The sequence below is a fragment of the Selenomonas sp. oral taxon 126 genome (assembly GCF_001683335.1).
Taxonomy (GTDB): Bacteria; Bacillota; Negativicutes; order Selenomonadales; family Selenomonadaceae; genus Centipeda.
The window spans coordinates 1,868,976-1,889,565 of the sequence record NZ_CP016201.1; the positions used below are offsets into that span (position 1 = coordinate 1,868,976).

Sequence of the window (20,590 nt, forward strand, 5' to 3'; positions counted from 1 at the left end):
AGATACATGAGGGAGGCTGCTCCTAGTACGAGAGGACCGGAGTGGACGGACCAACGGTGTACCGGTTGTCCTGCCAAGGGCACGGCCGGGTAGCTGCGTCCGGAAGGGATAAACGCTGAAAGCATCTAAGCGTGAAGCCCGTCCCGAGATGAAGTATCTCATTCCTATAAGGAAGTAAGACCCCTTGAAGAAGACAAGGTAGATAGGCTGGGTGTGGAAGCACAGCAATGTGTGCAGCTGACCAGCACTAATCGGTCGAGGGCTTGACTTACATTACATTATTCAATTTGCTTGAAGTTTCTTCTGTGAAGTTTTGAGTGTACAACACTCAAGAAGATGCGGTGATGATGCCTGAGCGGTTCCACCTGTTCCCATTCCGAACACAGTAGTTAAGCGTTCAAAGGCCGAGGGTACTTCGTTGGAGACGACGTGGGAGAGTAGGTAGTTGCCGCAAAAGGGACTCGTGAATCGCGCGGTTCACGAGTTCTTTTAAAAAATTCATATGGCGGCTTTGGTGAAGTGGTTAACACACTGGATTGTGGCTCCAGCATACATGGGTTCGATCCCCATAAGTCGCCCCATAGGGGTATAGCTCAACTGGTAGAGCAACGGTCTCCAAAACCGTAGGTTGTGAGTTCAAGTCTTACTGCCCCTGCCATTGACTTTAGCCGTATCATATACGATACGGTTTTTTTGTGCTCTCATTTCCTTTTTCTTGTCAAATATATGATTATGGTGTAGAATGGCAAAAGGTGAAATGAGAGTTTTAAGGAGGAGATGTATTCATGAAGAGATTCGTCCAGATGGCGCTTGTTCTGTGCCTTACGCTTTTTGCGGTTCAGGCAGGAGCGTCCCCCTATTCTGACAAGGTGACGCTGCCGGAGGGCGCTGTCATCACGAATGTCAACCGCTTGGCGGTCGGTGCTCCTCTCTATGTTCAGGTTGAGGAAACGGCACCTTCGATCGAGATTCTGACGCAGGTCATTTCGGATGCGAGCCGCATTACGCACGCGAATATTGTGACCTATGATACGGTCGCAAATGGCATTCAGACGGACAAGGGCATCGATCTGAAGACCCTCCCACGCCGCGATGCAGCGAAGATCTTCAAGGAGAATGTTGCCGCCTATGCGGATGCATACATTATCCTGACGGTTGCGAACAACAGCCGTACCACGTTCTTCTTCGATGTCTACCGCTCCGGTTCGAATGAGCTCCTCTACACGTATGAGGTGCGCGCAAACAAGTCGGACGGAAATACGGTTGCGACGTTCTCGTCCCTCTCTGAACAGTTCTACAAGAATTGGCAGCGTTCGGTTGAGGCGCAGAACAAGGTAAAATAATAATGCTGCACGAAGTCCCCGCGTGTTCGGGGACTTTTTTCTTTTGCAAATTATAGCAGCTGCTCATAATCTTGTTGACAAAGCACGATTCCTATAATAAGATAGACAAGCTATCTTTTGGAACGGATACTTTTGGGGAGGCACATTTAATATATGACGACGAATGATAAGCTGCGCAATATTGCAATCATCGCACACGTCGATCACGGCAAGACGACGCTTGTGGATGCGATGCTGCGTCAGAGTCACGTGTTCCGCTCGAACGAGCAGGTGGGTGAGCGCGTGATGGACTCGGGCGATATTGAGCGTGAGCGCGGAATCACGATTCTTTCGAAGAATACGGCGATTCTCTACGATGACATCAAGATCAACATTGTCGATACGCCGGGTCATGCGGACTTCGGCGGTGAGGTGGAGCGCGTCCTCAACATGGTGGACGGTGTGCTCCTGCTCGTGGATGCGTTCGAGGGGCCGATGCCGCAGACGAAGTATGTGCTGCGCAAGGCGCTCGAGCAGAAGCTCAAGCCGATTGTGGTTATCAACAAGATTGACCGCCCCGATCAGCGTGTGGATGATGTCTATGACGAGGTGCTCGAGCTCTTTATGGAGCTGGATGCGGACGACGATCAGCTGGACTTCCCCGTGATCTATGCGACGGCGCGCGACGGTGTTGCAAAGTTCAAGATGGAGGACGAGAGCGACAATCTGGAACCGCTCATGCAGACGATTGTGAAGGAGATTCCGGCGCCGCAGGGCGATGCGGACGGTCCTCTGCAGATGATGGTGACAACGCTCGAGGCGGATGACTATGTAGGGCGCGTCGCAATCGGCCGCATCATCCGTGGATCGGTGCGTCCGAATCAGTCCGTTGTCGTGATCAGCGGCGACCATGAGACGAAGGCAAAGATCGGCAAGGTCTATGTCTATCAGGGTCTCCGGCGTGTCGATGTGAATGAGGCGGGCATGGGCGAGATTGTGGCACTCACGGGTCTCGGCGATGTGAGCATCGGCTACACGGTGGCAGATGCGGAGAATCCCGAGGCGCTGCCGACAATCAACATTGATGAGCCGACGCTCTCGATGACGTTTGGCGTCAACACGAGCCCGTTTGCGGGGCGTGAGGGGCAGTTTGTGACCTCGCGTCATCTGCGTGACCGCCTCTTCAAGGAGATCGAGACGAATGTCGCGATGCGCGTCGAGGAGACGGATTCGGCGGATGTGTTCAAGGTCTCGGGGCGCGGCGAGCTGCACCTCTCGATCCTGATCGAGCAGATGCGCCGCGAGGGATACGAGCTGCAGGTCGGAAAGCCCGAGGTTGTCTACAAGACGATCAACGGGCAGAAATGCGAGCCGATGGAGAATCTGACGGTCGAGGTACCGCAGGAGTACATGGGCTCGGTGATGGAGTCGCTCGGCACGCGCAAGGCGGAGCTGTCGAATATGACGGAGCTGTCGGGCTATATCCGCATGGAGTTCTTTATCCCTGCGCGCGGACTCATCGGCTTCCGCTCGGAGCTTCTGACGAACACGAAGGGCAACGGCATCATGAATCATATCTTCCACGGCTATGTGCCGTACAAGGGAGATATGAGCGGCCGTACGCACGGTTCGCTTGTGGCGTTCGAGCAGGGCGAGACGACGGGCTATGGCATTTTCTCCCTGCAGGATCGCGGCACGATGTTCATCTCGCCGGGGCAGCAGGTCTATGAGGGGATGATCGTGGGCGAAAATTCCCGTGACATCGACATGGACATCAATCCCTGCAAGAAGAAGAATGTCACGAATATGCGTACGTCCGCCTCGGATGAGGCGATTCGCCTGACGCCGCCGCGCATTCTGAGTCTCGAGCAGGCGCTTGAGTACATCAATGACGACGAGCTGGTCGAGGTGACACCCGAGAACATCCGCCTGCGCAAGGCGATTCTCGATCGTACGGCGCGCGGGCGTGCGGCAAAGAATGCACGCAAATGAAGCAATGCAGAAGGAATAGTAGAAAAATCCTAATACATACAGGAAGTTTTCCTTTTATTTCGTTCTCCTTGCTTTTCTGAAAGAAATGTGATAGTATGACTCCGTTACTATTATGAGAAGCTATCACAAATTTTCTTGAAATTTACATCTATGAGGAAGGAAGAGACAAATGAGTGCAAATTCGTTGTTTTCACGCGTGAAAGATATGGGCTCGCGCGTGGTAGACATTTTTTTTCCTTCTGATGCCGACAGTTATGAGGACGAGGAAGAGGTTGTTCAGTCTGTGGCGCAGCCCGCGATACAGCAGCGTACCGAGGAGCTGAATACGCGTAAAGTCGTGAATGGCGGTACCGTGTCCTATGCGGGTACGTCCTATAGCACGTTCTCTTCTGCATCGCGCACAACTGCGACGGGGGACGGCGGCACGCCGCTGACTGTGCATACAACGAAGGTGGCGGAGCTCAAGGTGCGCATTCATCGCCCGCGCCGCTATGATGATGTGGGCGCTGCGGTGAAACAGCTCAAGCAGGGCATTGCAGTGACGGTCAACTTCGACTGCCTGAACGAGCCGGAGCGTCGGCGCGTCTGCGACTTCCTGAACGGCGCGTGCTATGTGCTGCACGGTACGGCGCGCGTGGTGTCGAGCACGATCATCCTCTATGCGCCGAAGGGCGTCGATGTGACGGAGGCTGTGCCGAAGGCACAGTAAACATACTTTTGTTTGACAGATGGAGAGCTGCCGCTCTCCATTTTTTCTTGTAAAAAATTCGTTGGGGCGTTGCCTTGCAGAATTTCTTATGCTATAATATCCCGCAGTGTTTAGGAAGCACTGATGAATTCAGTACTGCCATCTTGGCACATCTTTTTCGCCCTGCCATCGTCGACAAATCCTCCACATAGCCTTTGCTATGTGTCCGGTTTGTCTCCTTGACAGGACAAAAAATCTGCACCAATCTGACAGACTTCATTTTATCAGCGATTCCTTAAAAATCACGCGTGCCCGATAGCTGCTCTGTGCCGCACTGTGTGCGGTGGTGCAGCGGATGAGGGGCGCGGAAGAACAACAGGAGGTATTTTTCATGGCAGTAATTTCTATGAAGCAGCTTCTGGAGGCAGGCGTCCACTTTGGACATCAGACCCGCCGCTGGAACCCGAAGATGGCGCGTTACATCTTCACGGAGCGCAACGGCATCTACATCATCGATCTGCAGAAGACGGTGCGCAAGGTGGACGAGGCGTACAACTTCCTCCGCAGTGTTGCGCAGGAAGGCAAGTCCGTGCTCTTTATCGGCACGAAGAAGCAGGCACAGGAGGCAATCCGTGAGGAGGCTCTGCGTGCGAATATGTTCTATGTCAATGAGCGCTGGCTCGGCGGCATGATGACGAACTTCCAGACGATTCAGCGCCGCATCCACCGCCTCAAGACGCTTGAGGAGATGGAGGAGAACGGTACGCTTGAGCTCCTGACGAAGAAAGAGGCGCAGGGGCTGCGTCACGAGAAGGAGAAGCTCGAGCGCTATCTCGGCGGCATCAAGGATATGAACCGCCTGCCGGGTGCACTCTTCGTGGTTGACCCGCGCAAGGAGCGCATTGCGGTTGCTGAGGCACGCAAGCTGAACATCCCCATCGTTGCGATTGTCGACACGAACTGCGATCCGGACGAGATCGACTATGTGATCCCGGGCAACGACGACGCAATCCGTGCGGTGAAGCTCCTCACGGGCTGCATGGCGGACGCTGTGCTCGAGGGCAATCAGGGCGGTGCACCGGAAACGGCTGTGGCTGAGTAAGGAAACGAACAGAGGGGTAAGGGATATTATCCCTTGCCCCCTTTTTTTGAAACATTGGGAGGAAATACAATGGCAATCACTGCTGCAATGGTAAAGGAACTGCGTGAGCGTACGGGCGCGGGCATGATGGACTGCAAGAAGGCGCTCGCGGAGACGGACGGCGATATGCAGAAGGCAATCGACTATCTGCGCGAGAAGGGCATTGCAAAGGCGGAGAAGAAGGCGGGTCGCATTGCTGCCGAGGGCGCTGTGACGGCGTATCTCACGGCAGATGCGAAGGTCGGTGCAATCGTTGAGATCAACTGTGAGACGGATTTCGCAGCGGGCAATGAGCAGTTCCGTGAGCTGAGCGCAAAGGTTGCAAAGCACATTGCGGAGACGAATCCCGCCGATCTCGATGCGCTGAACGCGAGCCAGCTCGACGGCAAGGATGTCGCCTCCCTCATCACCGAGGCGACAGCGACGATTGGCGAGAAGATTTCGCTGCGCCGCTTTGCGCGTTATGAGAGTGCGGGGCGCGTTGCAACGTACATCCACATGGGCGGAAAGATTGGCATTCTCGTGGAGCTCTCGGGCGGCGATGAGCAGCTCGGCAAGGATATCGCGATGCAGATTGCTGCGGCATCCCCGCTTGCAATCGACCGCTCCGGCGTGACGGCGGACGACATCGAGCATGAGAAGGAAGTGCTTCGCAAGCAGGCACTCGAGGAGGGCAAGCCCGAGAAGATCGTCGAGAAGATGGTCGAGGGGCGCATCAACAAGTTCTACGAGGAGGTCTGCCTGCTCGAGCAGAAGTTCGTGAAGGATCCCGAGCAGAAGGTCTCGGCTGTGCTCGGCGGCGTCGAGGTCAAGGCGTTCACGCGCTTCCAGCTCGGCGAGGGCATCGAGAAGAAGCAGGAAGATTTCGCTGCGGAGGTTGCTGCACAGATGCAGTAATGTGATGAAATGAAGGGGCTGTTATGCGGGGCATATTTTTGCTTCGCATGGCGCCCCTTTTTTGCAGACGGACAGGGGATTTTTTCCCTGTAATGTGATATAATGACGCAAAGAACAGACAGGAGGAGTCATCGTGGAAGCGAAATATCGCCGTGTCGTTTTGAAACTCAGCGGAGAGGCTCTCGCGGGCGATCAGGGATTTGGCATCAACCCTGCGGTTGTCGAGGAGATTGCCGCGCAGATCAAGAAGGTGCGCGATCACGGCATTGATGTTGCAATCGTGGTCGGCGGCGGAAATATCTGGCGCGGCCTTGCGGGCAGTGCAAAGGGCATGGATCGTACGACTGCGGACTATATGGGCATGATGGCGACGGTGATGAATGCGCTCGCGCTGCAGGACGCGCTCGAGAAGCAGGATGTCGATACGCGTGTGCAGAGCGCGATCGAGATGCGTCAGGTCGCCGAGCCGTACATCCGCCGCCGCGCAATCCGCCACATGGAGAAGGGGCGCGTCGTGATCTTTGGTGCGGGGACGGGCAATCCATATTTCTCGACGGATACGACGGCAGCGCTGCGCGCGGCGGAGATCGAGGCGGATGTGATCCTCATGGCGAAGAAGGGGACGGACGGCATCTATGACTCCGATCCAAACAAGAACCCCGATGCGCACCGCTTTGAGACGCTGACCTATATCGACATCCTCAAGAAGGGGCTGGCGGTGATGGATGCGACGGCGACGAGTCTGTGTATGGAGAATAAGATTCCCATTGTGGTATTTAATATCGACGAATACGCGAATATCGCACGTGCATCGTTTGGAGAGCCGATTGGAACGACCGTAGGAGGCGAAGCTGTATGATCAAGGAAATTCTTACAAAGCATGAAGCAAATATGAACAAGGCGATTGAGGCGCTTCGCCGGGAGTTCTCCTCCCTGCGTGCGGGGCGTGCGACGCCGAACCTCCTCGATAAGGTGATGGTGCCGTACTACGGCACGCCGACCTCGGTCAACCAGCTCGCAAAGGTGACGGTGCCCGAGCCGCATATGATCGTCATTACGCCGTGGGAGAAGTCCATCCTGCACGAGATCGAGATTGCAATCTCGAAGTCTGATCTCGGTCTCTCGCCGAACTCGGACGGCACGGTGATCCGCCTCGCGATTCCGCAGCCGACGCAGGAGCGCCGCAAGGAGCTCATTAAGACAGTCGGCAAGAAGACGGAGGAGGCAAAGGTCGCCCTGCGCAACATCCGCCGCGATGCGAACGAGGCGATCAAGAAGCTCGAGAAGGACAAGGAGATCAACGAGGACGAGTCCAAGCGCGGGCAGGACTCCGTGCAGAAGCTCGTGGACAAATTCGTCAAGCAGATGGAAGAGATGCGCGCGGCGAAGGAAAAAGAGGTCATGGAGATCTGATGGGAGATCACCGTTTGGCGCGTCTGTGGACGGATGTCCGCCCGCAGATCGAGGCGGATGGGGGCGCCTATGACTTGCGGGAAACACGTTCTCCCCGGGATTTCTTTGCCGTGGACGAAACGTCGCTCTATGTCGTTCGCGCGCAGGAGAGCGGCGGACACACTGTGCTTACATTGACCCCTGCGCCCGCGCGGAGCGCCTCCGTCACAGCCTGTGAGGAAGCACTCCGCTGAGCGGATACAGCCCCTTCCGGCGACTGTCGGAGGGGTGTTTTGGCAGAATGCGAGGAGGACGGAAGAGAGACGATGTGGAGAAAGATATTTGGCGGCGGGAAGAGTGCGCCGACCCCGGACGGGGATCATCTTCCTTCCAATCTTGCGGTTGACCATGCAGCGCTGCCGCGTCATATTGCGATTGTTATGGACGGAAACGGACGATGGGCAAAGGCACAGGGGCGTTCGCGCTCGGCAGGGCACGAGGCGGGGGCGCGTACGCTCAAGCGCATTGTGCGCGCCGCATCGGATATGGGCATCGAGGTGCTGACGGCCTATGCATTCTCTACGGAGAATTGGAAGCGGCCACAGCGTGAGGTTGATTTCCTGCTGAATCTCTTTGACTCCTTTTTGGAGAAGGAGATCGCAGAGATGCATGCGGAAAATGTGCGCATGAGCTTCATAGGCCGCCGTGACCGCTTTACGGAGCGATTCCTGCGCCGCATGGAGGAGGCAGAGGCACGCACGGCGCAGAATACGGGCATTCACTTCAACCTCGCGGCGAACTACGGCAGTCAGGATGAGATTGTGCGCGCCGTGCGTACGATTGCTGCGCGGGCAGCGGCGGGGGAGATTGCACCCGAGGAGATCGAGGAGGAGCTCTTTTCGAATGTGCTCGATACGGCGGGTGACCCGCCTGTCGACCTCTTTATCCGCACGAGCGGCGACCTCAGGCTCAGCAACTTCCTCCTCTGGCAGTCGGCATATGCGGAGCTCTACTTTACGGATACGCATTGGCCGGACTTTACGCCGGAGGAACTGGCGCGTGCGATTGAGGATTTTGCAGGGCGCAGTCGCCGCTTCGGCGGACTGACCGAGGAATAAATGGGAGGCAGTCTTTGATTACACGCATTATATCCGGAACGATCGGCATTGTCCTTGCCGCCTATGTGATTCAGGAGGGCGGGACGACGTTTGCCATTGCGGGTGCGGTGCTTGCCCTACTCGCGTGGTTTGAGTTTACGCGTGCCTTCTCGCATCGCGGGGGGAATCCGACGCTCTTCTCGGGGCTGCTCGGCATCGGCGGCATGCTCTACGGTGCCTACATGGGACAGCTGGATCTCATCCTGCTTGCGATGACGGCGTCCACAGTGCTCGCGCTCCTAACGTCCGTGATTCTGCGCGGGGATGTGTCCGTGCCGGATGTCGGCATTTCCGTGGCGGGCATTGCATACATCGGGCTGCCGTTTGCACATCTCATCATGCTGCGCGATCTCACGGGCGGCATGTATGTCACACCGATTGAGACGTTCAGCCTCGGCGCGGCGATGGTCTGGGTCATGTTCATCGGTACGTGGGCGAGCGACAGCTTTGCCTATTTTGCGGGGCGCGCGTTCGGCTCTCACAAGCTCGCGCCTGCGATCAGTCCGAACAAGACGATGGAGGGCTTCCTCGGCGGTCTCGTCGGCACGATTGCGGCGGTGGCGGGGCTGGGCTATGTCCTCGATATGCCCCTGCCGCAGATGGCGGGGCTCGGCGCGGCAATCGCCATCCTCGGCACGCTCGGCGATCTCGTGGAGTCGCTCATGAAGCGTCACACGGGGATCAAGGACTCGGGCGCAATCATCCCAGGGCACGGCGGCATCTGGGATCGCTTTGACAGCGTCCTCTTTACGGCGCCGCTCGTCTACTACTATACGATTTACTTTGTGCTTCGATAAGCATGGAATCATAAAGGAGCTTGGATGTTAGAAAAAATTCTTGCGACGGTATTTGTATTTGGTCTGCTCGTCTTTGTGCACGAACTGGGGCATTTCATTACGGCGAAGCTGACGGGCATGCGCGTGGATGAGTTCGCCATCGGCTTCGGACCGCGCCTCGTCAGCTTCCGCTACGGCGAGACGGTCTATTCGATTCGCATTGTACCGCTTGGCGGCTTCAACGACATTGCGGGCATGACGGCGGACGACAATGAGGCAGGGGAGCGCGGCTACTGCCGCAAACCGATCCTCTCGCGCATGATCGTCATCCTCGCAGGCTCGGTGATGAACTTTATCCTGCCCGTTGTGCTCTTCTTCGGCATCTTCTTCTTTGCAGGCGTGCAGACGCCGAATCCCGCACCTGTGCTCGGTACGGTGCTCGCGGACAATCCTGCCGCAGAGGCGGGACTCATGGCGAATGACCGCGTGCTTGCCATCGATGGTCAACCCATTGAGACGTGGCAGGAGATGGTGGATGCCATCCGCACAAATCATGGGACGGTACCCCTGACGATGCAGGTGGATCGCGCGGGGCAGGAGCTGACGGTGAGTGTGACGCCGCATTACGATGCATCCCATGACCGTGGTGTCATAGGCATCGTGAATGCCTATGAGAGCACGTACCCCGGCTTCTTCCAATCCGTCTCGATGGCGTTCGAGCGCACGGCGATGATCATCGTCATGATGATCGACGCGCTCTACCGCATTATCCTCGAGCTGTCGGGTTCGGAGCTCGCGGGGCCGATTGGCGTTGCACAGATGGCGGGTGAGGTCGCGGAGATGGGTATTGTGCCGCTGCTGAACTTTGCGGCGCTCCTCAGTCTGAACCTTGCGATCATCAATCTGCTGCCCGTGCCGGCACTGGACGGCGGGCATTTCCTCACGCTCTGTGTCGAGGCGGTGCGCGGCAAGCCGCTGAGTCCGAAGGTCATGCACTATGTCCAGAATGCGGGCGTGGGGCTGATCGTTCTGCTCATGCTGCTCGCGATGAAAAATGATGTTGTTCGTATCTTTGCAGGAGGCTGACCCTCTCTATGGCGATGTATGAACGCCGCGCGACGCGGCAGATCCACATTGGAAATATTCCCATCGGAGGCGGGGCGCCGATCTCCGTCCAGTCGATGTGCAACACCAAGACGACGGACACGGAGGCGACGGTACAGCAGATCAGAGAGCTCGCGGCGGCGGGCTGCGACATTGTGCGCGTTGCCGTGCCCGACATGGCGGCGGCGAAGAACCTCGGCAATATCGTGCGGCAGGTCAAGACGCCGCTCGTTGCGGACATCCACTTTGACTACAAGCTCGCGCTCGAGGCGATGGCGCAGGGCGTTGCGGCACTGCGCATCAACCCCGGCAATATCGGCGGGACGGAGCGCGTCAAGAAGGTCGTCGCGGCGGCGCGCGAGGGGGGCATCCCCATCCGCATCGGCGTCAACGCCGGATCGCTCGATCACAAGATGCTGACGAAATACGGCGGCATTACGGCGGAGGCGCTCGTTGCGTCCGCGATGGAGCATGTGCGCGTCCTTGAGGAGCTGGACTTCTACGATATGAAGATCTCGCTCAAGGCGCACGATGTGCCGTTGACACTCGCTGCCTACCGTCTCATGAGCGAGCGCGTGGACTACCCGCTCCACCTCGGAATCACGGAGGCGGGCACGGCGGGCACGGGGATCATCAAGTCCTCGGTCGGTGTCGGCGCGCTGCTCGCCGAGGGAATCGGCGACACGATCCGCATCTCGCTCACGGGCGATCCCGTGGTCGAGGTGCGTACGGCAAATGAAATTTTGAAGGCGCTCGGACTGAAGGAGTACGGTCCGACGCTCGTCGCCTGTCCGACCTGCGGACGCACGAGCATCAACCTCGTGGAGATCGCGGAGAAGGTTGAGGAGCGTCTGCGCGGCATGGAAGATCCGATCGAGGTCGCGGTCATGGGCTGCGTCGTCAACGGCCCGGGTGAGGCGCGCGGCGCGGATGTCGGCATTGCGGGCGGAAATGGGGAAGGCCTTATTTTCCGCAAGGGCGAGGTCATCCGCAAGGTGAAGGAAGAAGAACTGCTGCCCGAACTGTTTCGGGAGATTGATATGATACTGGAGGAACGCAAAACGTCATGAGAGCCACGAATCTGTATGCGCCCACACTCAGAAATACGCCTGCGGAGGCGGAGATCGCCAGTCATCAGCTCATGTACCGCGCGGGTCTGATCCGCAAGTCTGCGGGCGGGATGTATACCTATCTGCCGCTCGCGTGGCGGACGATCCGCAAGATCGAGCAGATCATCCGCGAGGAGATGGACGCAGCGGGCGGACAGGAAATCATGATGCCGATCCTCCAGCCGTCCGAGCTCTGGGAGGAGAGCGGGCGCTGGGCTGCGTACGGTGCGGAGATGATCCGCGTGAAGGATCGTCATGACCGCGAGTTCTGCATGGGCCCGACGCATGAGGAGATGATTACGGCGCTTGTGCGCGACGAGCTGCGTTCCTACAAGCAGCTGCCCGTGCTCCTCTATCAGATTCAGGATAAGTTCCGCGACGAGCGCCGCCCACGCTTTGGTGTCATGCGCAGCCGCGAGTTCATCATGAAGGATCTCTACTCCTTCGACAAGGACATCGAGGGGATGAATGAGTCCTACCGCAAGATGTACGATGCGTACACAAATGTATTCACGCGCTGCGGGCTCGACTTCCGCGCGGTGGAGGCGGACAGCGGCGCAATCGGCGGCGGACACTCCGAGGAGTTCACCGTACTCGCGCCCGAGGGCGAGTCGCGCATTGCGTGCTGCGATGCGTGCAGCTATGCGGCAAGCGATGAGAAGGCGGCACTGCGTCCGATCGACGCGCCCCACGAGGAGGAGCTGCCGCTCGAGAAGGTGGCAACGCCCGGTACGCACACGATTGCTCTGCTCGCGGAGTATCTCAAGATTCCCGTCGAAAAGACAATCAAGGCGGTCGCCTATCAGTCGGAGGACGATACCCTGATTCTCGCCTTCCTGCGCGGCGACCACGAGGTCAACGAGGTGAAACTCATGAACGCCGTTCCGGGCGCACGCGAGCTGCGCATGGCGGACGAGGAGGCGATTCGGGCGGCGGGCGGCTGCCCCGGCTTTATGAGTCCGATCGGCATCAAGGAGGGCACGCATATTGTCGTTGACGAGACGGCGATGCGGATGCACAATGCTGTCTCCGGTGCGAACGAGGCGGACTTCCACTATATCAACGTCAATCCGCAGCGCGACTTTGGCGCGGTGACGGTGGCGGACATCCGCCTCGTGGAGGAAGGCGATGAATGCCCCGTCTGCGAGCACGGACATCTCCACATCGGGCGCGGCATCGAGGCAGGGCAGATCTTCGCGCTCGGCACGAAGTACAGCGCGGCGATGGGCGCAACCTTCCTCGATGAGACGGGCAAGTCGCAGCCCCTGCAGATGGGCTGCTACGGCATCGGCGTCGGGCGTACGATGGCGGCGGCAATCGAGCAGAATCACGATGAGAGCGGCATCATATGGCCGCGTGCGATTGCGCCCTACGAGGTTGTCGTCGTGGCGGTCAACGCAAAGGTGGACGAGCAGCTCCGCTATGCTGAGGAGATCTATGAGGAGCTGCGAGCGGCAGGTGTCGACGTGCTGCTCGACGACCGCCGCGAACGCGCGGGCGTGAAGTTCAACGACTGCGATCTGATCGGTTACCCCGTGCGCATCGCCATAGGACCGAAGACACTCGAGACCGGCAGCATCGAGGTGAAGCTGCGCAAGTCGGGCGAACTCGTGAACTTTGCGCGCGACACATATCTGAAGGGCGTACAGGATATGCTTGCGACGCTGTGATATGGAGGGCGGTGCTGTGCGCCGTCCTTTTTTGTGCGCGTATTGAAAAGCGGGCGTGTTATTGCTATAATAAAGGAATCGCTGATAAAATGAAGTTCGTCAGATTGGCGTAGATTTTTTCGTCCGAACAAGGAGGCAAACCGGACGCATAGCCAACGCTATGTGGAGGATTTGCCGACAAAGTTCGGGCAAAAAAGATGCGTCAAGATGGCGCGGCTGAATTTATCAGTGCTTCCTAAAATCGTAGATATAACATCGTTGGAGGTGGTCACTATGTTTCGTCCATTGCCGTTCAATCTGAGAGAGAATGCGGAGAAGGGGCAGGAGATTCTGGGGAAGGCGCTTGAAACCGTGATGGAGCATTCCTTTAATCCGTTCGACAAGGTGGGCGGCATGCTCTTCCCGTTCCGCGTCGACGTGATCGATTGCGAGAACTGCTACGAGCTGTTCGCAGAACTCCCCGGCTTTACGAAGGACGCCATCGAGGTCTCCTACAATGAAGACGGACGCCTCAAGATCAAGGCGGAGCGCGTTGTGCCGGAGGAATCCGAGACGAAGTATCTCTGCCACGAGCGCAAGGCGGGTGTTGTCGAGCGTTCCTTCCTCATCGACGATGTGGATGAGGCGGAGGTATCCGTATCCTATGAGGCGGGGATTCTCCATGTGATCCTGCCGAAGCTCGAGGTAAAGAAGTCTTGCCGCGTCTTTACGATTCAGTAAATCAGGGAAGTATGTTCGGAGGGGAATTTATGACCGAAGATCGCGACTGGGAGCAGTTCAAACAGAAGCTCAAGGCAAAGACGGAGATCGATCTCGACCTCTATAAAGAGCCGCAGATGAAGCGCCGAATCAACAATTTGATCACGCGCGCGGGTTACAAGGGCTGTGAGGAGTATTTCGATCATGTCTGTGAGAACAAGGATGATTTTGCCGCATTCATCGAGTATCTGACAATCAACGTGTCGGAGTTCTTCCGCACGCCGGAGAAGTTCAGCAAGCTCGAGACGGATGTCATCCCCGATCTGCTGAAACGCTCGTCGAAGCTGAATATCTGGAGCGCGGGCTGTTCCATCGGCGCGGAGCCATATTCGCTCGCGATCATCATGAAGGAGATGACGCCGGGGACGCGGCACCGCATTCTCGCCTCCGACCTCGACATCGAGATTCTGGCAAAGGCAAAGCGCGGCGTCTATACGGCGGATGAGATCAAGAGCATGGCGCCCGAGCGCCGCCGCAAGTATTTCGATGCGGATGGCGATCACTTTGCCGTGAAGTCCGAGATCAAGAGCATGATCGAGTTCAAGCGTCACAATCTCCTGCAGGACAAGTTCGAGACAGGCTTCGATCTGATTCTCTGCCGCAACGTCGTCATCTACTTTACGGATGAGGCGAAGGATCAGCTCTATCGTCATTTCTTCGAGGCTCTGAAGCCGGGCGGCATTCTCTTCGTCGGGGCAACGGAGTCGATTCTGAACTTCCGCAAGATGGGCTATACGAGCTTCCAGCCGTTCTTCTATCAGCGGCCGCTTGAGTCATGACGGGCACGATGCTCACAGAGGAGCAGCGGCTCTCGCTTCTCCTGCGTCAGATCAAGTGGGCGGAGGAAAAGACAGCGTTCTATCGCTCTGCGTTTGAACGTGCGGGCGTCAGTGTTGCATCCGTCTCGTCATTTGCGGAGATGGCGCGTCTGCCGTTTTGGGAGCATGCAGAGGAAGAGGGGGCGGACGCCCCTTTTTTCATGCTCACGCTGCCGCTCTCAGGCCTGCTGCGCATGAGTCTGCTGCACGACGGCGTGGAGCCGGGCAGAATTCACTGCTATACGCAGGGTGATGTGGCGCGTCAGGTACAGACCGTGACGGATATGCTTGCCGCGTGCGGCGTGAATCGCGCGAATACGGTGCTGCTCGTGGGAAACTTTACGGACAGTCGGACACTCGATCTGCAATATGCGCTTGATGCAATCGGGGCGGCAGTCCTGCCGTGCGCCGGAGGAGCGGCAGCAGCGCAGCTGCTGCGGGCAGCTGTGCCCGACACCATCATCACATGGGAGCATGAACTGCCCACGCTTGAAAAATGTCTTGGGGATATCGCTGTGCACCGATTGATTACAGTCGGCACGCACGTTGCGCCGCAGGAGGTTTCGTGCAGTCTTGCAGACCGCATGGGCGCGCGGCACACGCATATCTTCACGCACGCGCAGATGGGTGCGCTGATCGGTGCCGCCTGTAATGCGGGGGCGGGAATTCATCTCGAGGAGAGGCTGTTCTATGCCGAGGTCATTGACGAGGCGGGGCATAGCTCGCGGGCAGACGGTGCGTATGGCGAGCTCGTGCTCTCGACGATTGCGGCGGAGGCGATGCCTGCCCTGCGGTATCGCACGGGGGTGCGCGTGCGTCTTGCACGAGGGCAATGCGGCTGTGGGAGCGTACAGCTCCTGATCACGGAGGGGTGAAATAATGGCAGATGAACGGTTGATTGCGGCGCTCGATGTGCCGACGCGGGCGGCGGCAGAGAACCTCGTCGCGCGTCTCGGCGACAGCGTGAGTTACTACAAGGTGGGCATGGAACTCTTCTATGCGCTTGGCGGGGATATTGTCACGTGGTTGAAGGGCGAGGGAAAGCAGGTCTTTCTCGATCTGAAACTCCACGACATTCCCAATACGGTCGGCAATGGTCTGTCCTCACTGCTACACCTTCGTCCCGATATCCTGAATGTGCATACGGCGGGCGGGCTGCGGATGATGAGAGAGGCGCGTGAGTCGCTGCAGCGGGCGGCGGACAAAGCGGGTGTGCCCTGTCCGAAGCTGATCGGCGTCACCGTGCTCACGAGCATGGATGCGGACGACTGGGCGGGGCTCGGGCACACGGGGACGATTGCAGATGCGGTTTTGCGGCGCGCACGTCTCGCGCAGGAGGCAGGACTTGACGGTGTGGTTGCATCCCCTGCAGAGACGGCGGAGATTCGCCGCATCTGTGGTGATGATTTCCTCATTGTGACGCCGGGGATTCGTCCTGCGGGCGTTTCGCATGACGATCAGCGGCGCGTGATGACGCCGGCGGGTGCGATCCGCGCAGGGGCTTCGCAGATTGTCGTGGGGCGTGCCATCTACGCGGCGAAAGATCCGCGCGCAGCGGCAAAGGGGATTTTGAAGAAGATGGAGGGCATATGATGACGCAGGAGGAAGTACGCACGCTGCTCGTGAAGACGGGCGCGATTATGGACGGGCATTTTTTGCTGACCTCGGGGCTGCACAGCCCACACTATGTGGAGAAATTCAATGTGCTCCAGCACCCCGCATACACGGCGCAGCTCTGCGCGGCGATGGCGGAGAAGTTCAAAGACGCCGAGATTGAGACGGTGGTCGGCCCTGTGACGGGCGGCATCCTGCTCGCGCATGAGACGGGCAAGTCACTTGGGACACGCGCGATCTTTACGGAGCGCGTGGACGGGAAGATGACGTTCCGGCGTGGCTTCTCCCTGCGTGAGGGCGAGCGCGTGCTCATCGTCGAGGACATTGTGACGACAGGCGGCTCGATCAAGGAGGTCATCGAGGTGGTGAAGGCGGCGGGCGCTGTTCCCGTGGCGGTCTCCATGCTCGTCGACCGCAGCGGCGGCAAGGCGAACTTTGGCGATGTGCCGAGCACGGCGCTCCTCACGATGGATGTGGAGACGTACAGCCCCGATACCTGTCCGCTCTGCGCCAAGGGGGTTCCCATGACGAAGCGCGGGCGCACGGGCAAGTAAGAGACAGATCCGATGGCTGAGGAATTTACTGAGAAAATAGACGAAGCGCTTGCCGCGTGGACGGTGCTCGAGGAGCTGCCCACCGAGATCGACGGTTATCTGCTCTCAAAAGATCGCGCGAAGCACGAGGCGCAGTATGATTTTTTTCGCTATGACCGCACGGATGCGCACCGCGCCGTTGTCGGTTTCTACGATGCGGCAACGACATCGTACAAGCTGCGCGTCGAGATCGGCGTGGTGAGCTTTGCCCTGCCGTCGTTTATTCACGGAGATTTGGAGACATTCGGGCGGGAGCTTCAGCGATATCTGCCGCGTGTGATGGCGGAGCTGCACGCGGATGCGCTGGCGACGCAGGAACTGCTGTCCGTGCGCGAGGAGATTGCCACGTGGGAATATGGGCAGGAACTGCCCGAACATCTGGAGGGGTACGGGCTCTTCGTTCGTCCCTCGGCGCCCGCGCAGATGACGAACGGCTCTTTCCTCATCATCGACTATGTGGACTTTGCGCGGGCAAATGATGTGGGCATCTACTACAACTGCTATCGAAATGAGTTCTTCGGCGAGTATCATGCGGCGGGGATGCCGTATGTCAGCTATGACTTTGACGCGGCAGATCTCGAGGAATTGGAGCAGCGTCTGAAGCTGAGCCTCGTGCGCTATCTGCGCAGGGCGGCGGCAGAGGCGGATGCGGAGCAGAATGTGTGACAGGAAAGCGAGGAGCATGTGCAGAGGGATGAGCTGAAAGCACTGCGGGAGGATGTTGTCGCGCGTGCACGGGAGGCGTTTGCGCGCATGGATGAGGTCGCAGAGTACAACACGCGGAAGGTACTGGATGCCATGCGTGCATGCCGCGTCTCGGACGCGCATTTTGGTGTGAGCGCAGGCTATGCATACAGCGACCTCGGGCGCGAGAAGCTAGATGAGCTCTATGCACGCGTCTTTGGCGCGGAGCGGGCGCTTGTGCGCATGCAGTTCGTCTCGGGAACGCACGCGCTTGCAACGGTGCTCTTCGGCATCCTGCGCCCCGGCGATCAGCTTGTCTCGATCACGGGCGCACCCTACGATACAATGCAGACGGTGATCGGCTGGGCGCATGAGAGCGTCGGCTCGCTCAAGGAGTTCGGCGTACTCTACGACGAGCTGCCGATGCAGGGTGGGCGCGTGGATATGGAGGGCGTCGACCGCGTTGTGACGGTGCGGACGAAGCTCGCGCTTGTGCAGCGCTCGCGCGGCTACAGCGAGCGTGAGCCGCTCAGCATCGAGGACATCCGCGTGGTCAGCGCGCGCATCAAGGCGGCAAATCCGAACTGCATTGTGTTCGTGGACAACTGCTACGGGGAGTTTGTCGATACCGTCGAGCCGACGGAGATTGCGGATGTGGACATCATGGCGGGCTCGCTCATCAAGAATCCGGGCGGCGGGCTTGCGCCGACGGGCGGCTATATCGTGGGGCGCAGCGACCTCGTGGAGGCGGCGTCCTATCGTCTCACGGCGCCCGGGATGGGGGACGAGCTCGGTGCGAGTCTCATCTCGAACCGTCTGCTCTTTCAGGGGCTTTTCCTCGCGCCGCACGTCGTGGCGCAGGCGCTCAAGGGCGCAGTCTTTGCCGCAGGAATCTTCGAGGGGCTGGGCTGCCGCACGTTCCCGCGCTTTACAGATGCGCGCAGCGACATCATACAGGCGATTGTGCTTGGGGATGCGGAGCGGATGAAGGCGTTCGCGCGTGCGATTCAGGCGATGTCGCCCGTGGATTCGTTCGCCGCGCCCGAGCCGTGGGATATGCCGGGCTATGCCGATCAGATCATCATGGCGGCGGGGACGTTCGTGCAGGGCGCGTCGATCGAGCTGAGTGCAGACGGTCCCATGCGTGAGCCGTACTGCATCTATCTGCAGGGCGGGCTGACGTTTGAGCACGCGGCGCTCGGCGTGATGGCGGCGGCGGAAGCAATCCTTTGATGATAGGATCAAATATTTTGGAGTTCACTGCTCATCCGTGCGAACTCCACGCAAACACTTAGTTGCGCAAGCGGTCGCGTTCTCGTTCGCCTAAATACCTGCGGACTTCTTAAACGCGCTTCGCTTGAACGAAAGAAATCCGCAGGGGGCGAGTCGAACGCTTTTCTCCGCTTGCTCCACTATGGTTTGCTTAGGAGCATCGCACGGATAGATCATATTTCCTTTGCACGTAAAAATTTCCATAACATCAATATGAAAGACTCGAAACCTCTCGTTGCAGGATCGTTCCTGTAATGGGAGGTTTTATTTTGTGTGAGTTCAGTTTTTCGGATATTTTTGCAGATTTGAGGATATTCATTTGCGCATTCTTTTTGTATACTGTAAATAATCAGACGAATAGAAAGCGAAAGGATTCGATGCTATCCGAAACAAAGAAATTTGGAGGAGACAGTATGAGCGTAGCGATTCATATCGAGAACGCTGTCAAGAAATACGGCGATCTCACGATCATTCCAGGGATTACGGAGCACATCCGCAACGGAGAGTTCTTCACACTGCTCGGCCCGTCGGGCTGCGGCAAGACGACGCTGCTGCGCATGATTGCGGGGTTCAACAGCATTGAGGGCGGCGACATCCTCTTCAATGAGCAGCGGATCAACGACATCCCTGCACACAAGCGCAACATCGGCATGGTGTTCCAGAGCTATGCGATCTTCCCACATCTGACGGTGCGTCAGAACGTGGAGTACGGGCTGAAGCTGCGCGATGTGCCAAAGGGGGAGATGAAAGAAAAGGTCGATCGCATCCTCGATGTCGTGCAGATTGCGGACTATCAGGATCGGCTCCCCGAACGCCTCTCGGGCGGACAGCAGCAGCGCGTGGCGCTTGCGCGTGCCATCGTCATTCATCCGAGCGTGCTTCTGATGGACGAACCTCTCTCGAACCTCGACGCGAAGCTGCGCATCGAGATGCGTTCCGCGATCCGCGAGGTACAGAAGAAGGTCGGAATCACGACGGTCTATGTCACGCATGATCAGGAGGAGGCGCTCTCCATCTCTGACCGCATTGCCGTCATGAACAAGGGCGAGATCCAGCAGACGGCACAGCCGCAGACGATCTATGAACGCCCGTGGAATATCTTTGTCTCGACCTTTATCGGACATTCGAACCTGTTCTATGGACGCGTAACGAAGTCGGGCGGGGCGGCGAGCGTGGTCTTCCGCAGCGGCTTTGAGATGCCGATGGAGAACCTCGGTGCGGAGGCAGAGGACGGGATGGAGATCGTCATCTCCGTGCGTCCCGAGGAGCTGTCGATTCAGGAGGACGGTCTGCCGTGCAAGGTGCGGACGAAGGTCTTCCTCGGCAAATACATCAACTACAGTCTGGACTTTGACAGCGAGATGATCCTGCCCAATCAGGCATCACTCGAATTCTCGCAGGATCTCGGCCACGCGACGCAGCAGCTCGAGGTCGGGGACACGGTGCATCTGCGCCCGAACGCGCGCAAGGTCAACATCTTTACGGCGGACGGCTCGCGCAATATCCTGAAGGATGTGGTGCGCTATGAATAAAGGCAGTCTGCGCTTTGATTTTTGGACGGGGATCACGCTCCTCTCCATTGCGGTCTTTGGGCTCTTCCTG

General features: G+C 58.2%; 22 protein-coding genes, 2 tRNA genes, 1 rRNA gene and 1 other annotated feature (1 of these 26 running past the window's edge). Of the genes, 24 read left to right on the top strand and 1 reads right to left on the bottom strand.

The features are described 5' to 3' along the window. Positions 1 to 271 (top strand) — a sequence feature (mutual gap in cmsearch alignment for this rRNA model is longer than 100) (it extends 2,769 nt beyond the left edge of the window). Between the two features lie 66 nt (positions 272 to 337). The 6 genes from rrf to AXF19_RS08450 all read left to right on the top strand — a co-directional run bounded on the left by rrf (position 338) and on the right by AXF19_RS08450 (position 4,023). Continuing rightward, a 5S ribosomal RNA gene (rrf, locus tag AXF19_RS08425) occupies positions 338 to 454 on the top strand. A gap of 51 nt (positions 455 to 505) precedes the next feature. After that, positions 506 to 581 (top strand) — tRNA-His (locus AXF19_RS08430). Position 582: 1 nt separating this feature from the next. Continuing rightward, a tRNA-Trp gene (locus AXF19_RS08435) sits at positions 583 to 658 on the top strand. 127 nt (positions 659 to 785) lie between these two features. Beyond that, positions 786 to 1,343 carry a coenzyme F(420) biosynthesis enzyme gene (locus AXF19_RS08440; RefSeq protein WP_066847606.1) on the top strand — a complete coding sequence of 186 codons (558 nt, stop codon included), beginning with the start codon at positions 786 to 788 and terminating at the stop codon, positions 1,341 to 1,343. A gap of 153 nt (positions 1,344 to 1,496) precedes the next feature. Further along, entirely contained in the window at positions 1,497 to 3,314 is a 1,818-nt protein-coding gene (gene typA, locus AXF19_RS08445) for a translational GTPase TypA (protein WP_066847609.1), read from the top strand. 169 nt (positions 3,315 to 3,483) lie between these two features. Beyond that, the gene (locus AXF19_RS08450) at positions 3,484 to 4,023 is read left to right on the top strand and encodes a cell division protein SepF (protein ID WP_066847612.1); all 540 of its coding nucleotides are present in this window, start codon (positions 3,484 to 3,486) and stop codon (positions 4,021 to 4,023) included. Positions 4,024 to 4,114: 91 nt separating this feature from the next. Here the strand turns inward: AXF19_RS08450 and AXF19_RS15375 are convergent, their stop codons facing one another. Beyond that, positions 4,115 to 4,282: a secretion protein HlyD gene (locus AXF19_RS15375; protein ID WP_237141554.1), complete on the bottom strand. Its 168-nt coding sequence runs from the start codon at positions 4,280 to 4,282 to the stop codon at positions 4,115 to 4,117. A gap of 111 nt (positions 4,283 to 4,393) precedes the next feature. Here AXF19_RS15375 and rpsB point away from each other — a divergent pair, with 111 nt between their 5' ends. The 18 genes from rpsB (at position 4,394) to AXF19_RS08540 (ending at position 20,520) form a co-directional block, all read left to right on the top strand. After that, on the top strand, positions 4,394 to 5,104 hold the full coding sequence (gene rpsB, locus AXF19_RS08455; RefSeq protein ID WP_066847615.1) for a 30S ribosomal protein S2: 711 nt from the start codon (positions 4,394 to 4,396) through the stop codon (positions 5,102 to 5,104). A gap of 69 nt (positions 5,105 to 5,173) precedes the next feature. Next, positions 5,174 to 6,040 (top strand): translation elongation factor Ts, encoded by an 867-nt coding sequence (gene tsf, locus AXF19_RS08460; protein ID WP_066847618.1) that lies wholly within the window; start codon positions 5,174 to 5,176, stop codon positions 6,038 to 6,040. Between the two features lie 133 nt (positions 6,041 to 6,173). Then, the gene (gene pyrH / locus AXF19_RS08465; RefSeq protein WP_066847621.1) at positions 6,174 to 6,899 is read left to right on the top strand and encodes a UMP kinase; all 726 of its coding nucleotides are present in this window, start codon (positions 6,174 to 6,176) and stop codon (positions 6,897 to 6,899) included. Continuing rightward, the gene (gene frr / locus AXF19_RS08470; protein WP_066847624.1) at positions 6,896 to 7,453 is read left to right on the top strand and encodes a ribosome recycling factor; all 558 of its coding nucleotides are present in this window, start codon (positions 6,896 to 6,898) and stop codon (positions 7,451 to 7,453) included. Before pyrH ends, frr begins: the two co-directional genes overlap by 4 nt. Before the next feature lie 14 nt (positions 7,454 to 7,467). After that, positions 7,468 to 7,686, top strand: a complete 219-nt coding sequence (locus AXF19_RS08475; RefSeq protein WP_237141555.1) for a hypothetical protein — start codon at positions 7,468 to 7,470, stop codon at positions 7,684 to 7,686. A gap of 72 nt (positions 7,687 to 7,758) precedes the next feature. Continuing rightward, on the top strand, positions 7,759 to 8,550 hold the full coding sequence (locus AXF19_RS08480) for an isoprenyl transferase (protein WP_066850157.1): 792 nt from the start codon (positions 7,759 to 7,761) through the stop codon (positions 8,548 to 8,550). 14 nt (positions 8,551 to 8,564) lie between these two features. Next, positions 8,565 to 9,386, top strand: a complete 822-nt coding sequence (locus AXF19_RS08485; protein WP_066847629.1) for a phosphatidate cytidylyltransferase — start codon at positions 8,565 to 8,567, stop codon at positions 9,384 to 9,386. Between the two features lie 24 nt (positions 9,387 to 9,410). After that, entirely contained in the window at positions 9,411 to 10,451 is a 1,041-nt protein-coding gene (gene rseP, locus AXF19_RS08490) for an RIP metalloprotease RseP (RefSeq protein WP_066847632.1), read from the top strand. A gap of 8 nt (positions 10,452 to 10,459) precedes the next feature. Further along, positions 10,460 to 11,539, top strand: coding sequence for a flavodoxin-dependent (E)-4-hydroxy-3-methylbut-2-enyl-diphosphate synthase (gene ispG, locus AXF19_RS08495; RefSeq protein WP_066847635.1), 1,080 nt, complete (start codon positions 10,460 to 10,462; stop codon positions 11,537 to 11,539). Continuing rightward, positions 11,536 to 13,248 carry a proline--tRNA ligase gene (locus AXF19_RS08500; protein WP_066847638.1) on the top strand — a complete coding sequence of 571 codons (1,713 nt, stop codon included), beginning with the start codon at positions 11,536 to 11,538 and terminating at the stop codon, positions 13,246 to 13,248. Before ispG ends, AXF19_RS08500 begins: the two co-directional genes overlap by 4 nt. Positions 13,249 to 13,521: 273 nt before the next feature. Then, the gene (locus AXF19_RS08505; RefSeq protein WP_066847641.1) at positions 13,522 to 13,968 is read left to right on the top strand and encodes an Hsp20 family protein; all 447 of its coding nucleotides are present in this window, start codon (positions 13,522 to 13,524) and stop codon (positions 13,966 to 13,968) included. Between the two features lie 29 nt (positions 13,969 to 13,997). Further along, complete coding sequence (locus AXF19_RS08510; RefSeq protein WP_066847644.1) at positions 13,998 to 14,786, top strand: CheR family methyltransferase; 789 nt, start codon at positions 13,998 to 14,000, stop codon at positions 14,784 to 14,786. Next, positions 14,783 to 15,700: a phenylacetate--CoA ligase gene (locus AXF19_RS08515; RefSeq protein ID WP_066847647.1), complete on the top strand. Its 918-nt coding sequence runs from the start codon at positions 14,783 to 14,785 to the stop codon at positions 15,698 to 15,700. Before AXF19_RS08510 ends, AXF19_RS08515 begins: the two co-directional genes overlap by 4 nt. Positions 15,701 to 15,704: 4 nt before the next feature. Beyond that, the gene (gene pyrF, locus AXF19_RS08520) at positions 15,705 to 16,418 is read left to right on the top strand and encodes an orotidine-5'-phosphate decarboxylase (protein ID WP_066847651.1); all 714 of its coding nucleotides are present in this window, start codon (positions 15,705 to 15,707) and stop codon (positions 16,416 to 16,418) included. Further along, positions 16,418 to 16,993, top strand: a complete 576-nt coding sequence (pyrE, locus tag AXF19_RS08525) for an orotate phosphoribosyltransferase (protein WP_066847653.1) — start codon at positions 16,418 to 16,420, stop codon at positions 16,991 to 16,993. The genes pyrF and pyrE overlap by 1 nt, the downstream gene beginning before the upstream one ends. A 12-nt stretch (positions 16,994 to 17,005) precedes the next feature. Further along, positions 17,006 to 17,698 carry a hypothetical protein gene (locus tag AXF19_RS08530; protein WP_066847656.1) on the top strand — a complete coding sequence of 231 codons (693 nt, stop codon included), beginning with the start codon at positions 17,006 to 17,008 and terminating at the stop codon, positions 17,696 to 17,698. A gap of 18 nt (positions 17,699 to 17,716) precedes the next feature. Further along, positions 17,717 to 18,949, top strand: coding sequence for a methionine gamma-lyase family protein (locus tag AXF19_RS08535; RefSeq protein ID WP_066847659.1), 1,233 nt, complete (start codon positions 17,717 to 17,719; stop codon positions 18,947 to 18,949). A 452-nt stretch (positions 18,950 to 19,401) separates the two neighbouring features. After that, entirely contained in the window at positions 19,402 to 20,520 is a 1,119-nt protein-coding gene (locus tag AXF19_RS08540; RefSeq protein WP_066847662.1) for an ABC transporter ATP-binding protein, read from the top strand. Positions 20,521 to 20,590 lie beyond the last annotated feature (70 nt).

Excerpts from the sequence above, each read along its gene's own strand:
- AXF19_RS08480 (WP_066850157.1), top strand. The coding sequence starts at position 7,759 with ATGTGGAGAAAGATATTTGGCGGCGGGAAGAGTGCGCCGACCCCGGAC.
- tsf (WP_066847618.1), top strand. The coding sequence starts at position 5,174 with ATGGCAATCACTGCTGCAATGGTAAAGGAACTGCGTGAGCGTACGGGC.
- typA (WP_066847609.1), top strand. The coding sequence starts at position 1,497 with ATGACGACGAATGATAAGCTGCGCAATATTGCAATCATCGCACACGTC.
- AXF19_RS08540 (WP_066847662.1), top strand. The coding sequence starts at position 19,402 with ATGAGCGTAGCGATTCATATCGAGAACGCTGTCAAGAAATACGGCGAT.
- AXF19_RS08440 (WP_066847606.1), top strand. The coding sequence starts at position 786 with ATGAAGAGATTCGTCCAGATGGCGCTTGTTCTGTGCCTTACGCTTTTT.
- rseP (WP_066847632.1), top strand. The coding sequence starts at position 9,411 with ATGTTAGAAAAAATTCTTGCGACGGTATTTGTATTTGGTCTGCTCGTC.
- AXF19_RS08510 (WP_066847644.1), top strand. The coding sequence starts at position 13,998 with ATGACCGAAGATCGCGACTGGGAGCAGTTCAAACAGAAGCTCAAGGCA.
- pyrE (WP_066847653.1), top strand. The coding sequence starts at position 16,418 with ATGACGCAGGAGGAAGTACGCACGCTGCTCGTGAAGACGGGCGCGATT.
- pyrF (WP_066847651.1), top strand. The coding sequence starts at position 15,705 with ATGGCAGATGAACGGTTGATTGCGGCGCTCGATGTGCCGACGCGGGCG.
- AXF19_RS08450 (WP_066847612.1), top strand. The coding sequence starts at position 3,484 with ATGAGTGCAAATTCGTTGTTTTCACGCGTGAAAGATATGGGCTCGCGC.
- frr (WP_066847624.1), top strand. The coding sequence starts at position 6,896 with ATGATCAAGGAAATTCTTACAAAGCATGAAGCAAATATGAACAAGGCG.
- AXF19_RS08505 (WP_066847641.1), top strand. The coding sequence starts at position 13,522 with ATGTTTCGTCCATTGCCGTTCAATCTGAGAGAGAATGCGGAGAAGGGG.
- rpsB (WP_066847615.1), top strand. The coding sequence starts at position 4,394 with ATGGCAGTAATTTCTATGAAGCAGCTTCTGGAGGCAGGCGTCCACTTT.
- AXF19_RS08530 (WP_066847656.1), top strand. The coding sequence starts at position 17,006 with ATGGCTGAGGAATTTACTGAGAAAATAGACGAAGCGCTTGCCGCGTGG.
- AXF19_RS15375 (WP_237141554.1), bottom strand. The coding sequence starts at position 4,282 with ATGAAGTCTGTCAGATTGGTGCAGATTTTTTGTCCTGTCAAGGAGACA.
- AXF19_RS08500 (WP_066847638.1), top strand. The coding sequence starts at position 11,536 with ATGAGAGCCACGAATCTGTATGCGCCCACACTCAGAAATACGCCTGCG.
- AXF19_RS08515 (WP_066847647.1), top strand. The coding sequence starts at position 14,783 with ATGACGGGCACGATGCTCACAGAGGAGCAGCGGCTCTCGCTTCTCCTG.
- ispG (WP_066847635.1), top strand. The coding sequence starts at position 10,460 with ATGGCGATGTATGAACGCCGCGCGACGCGGCAGATCCACATTGGAAAT.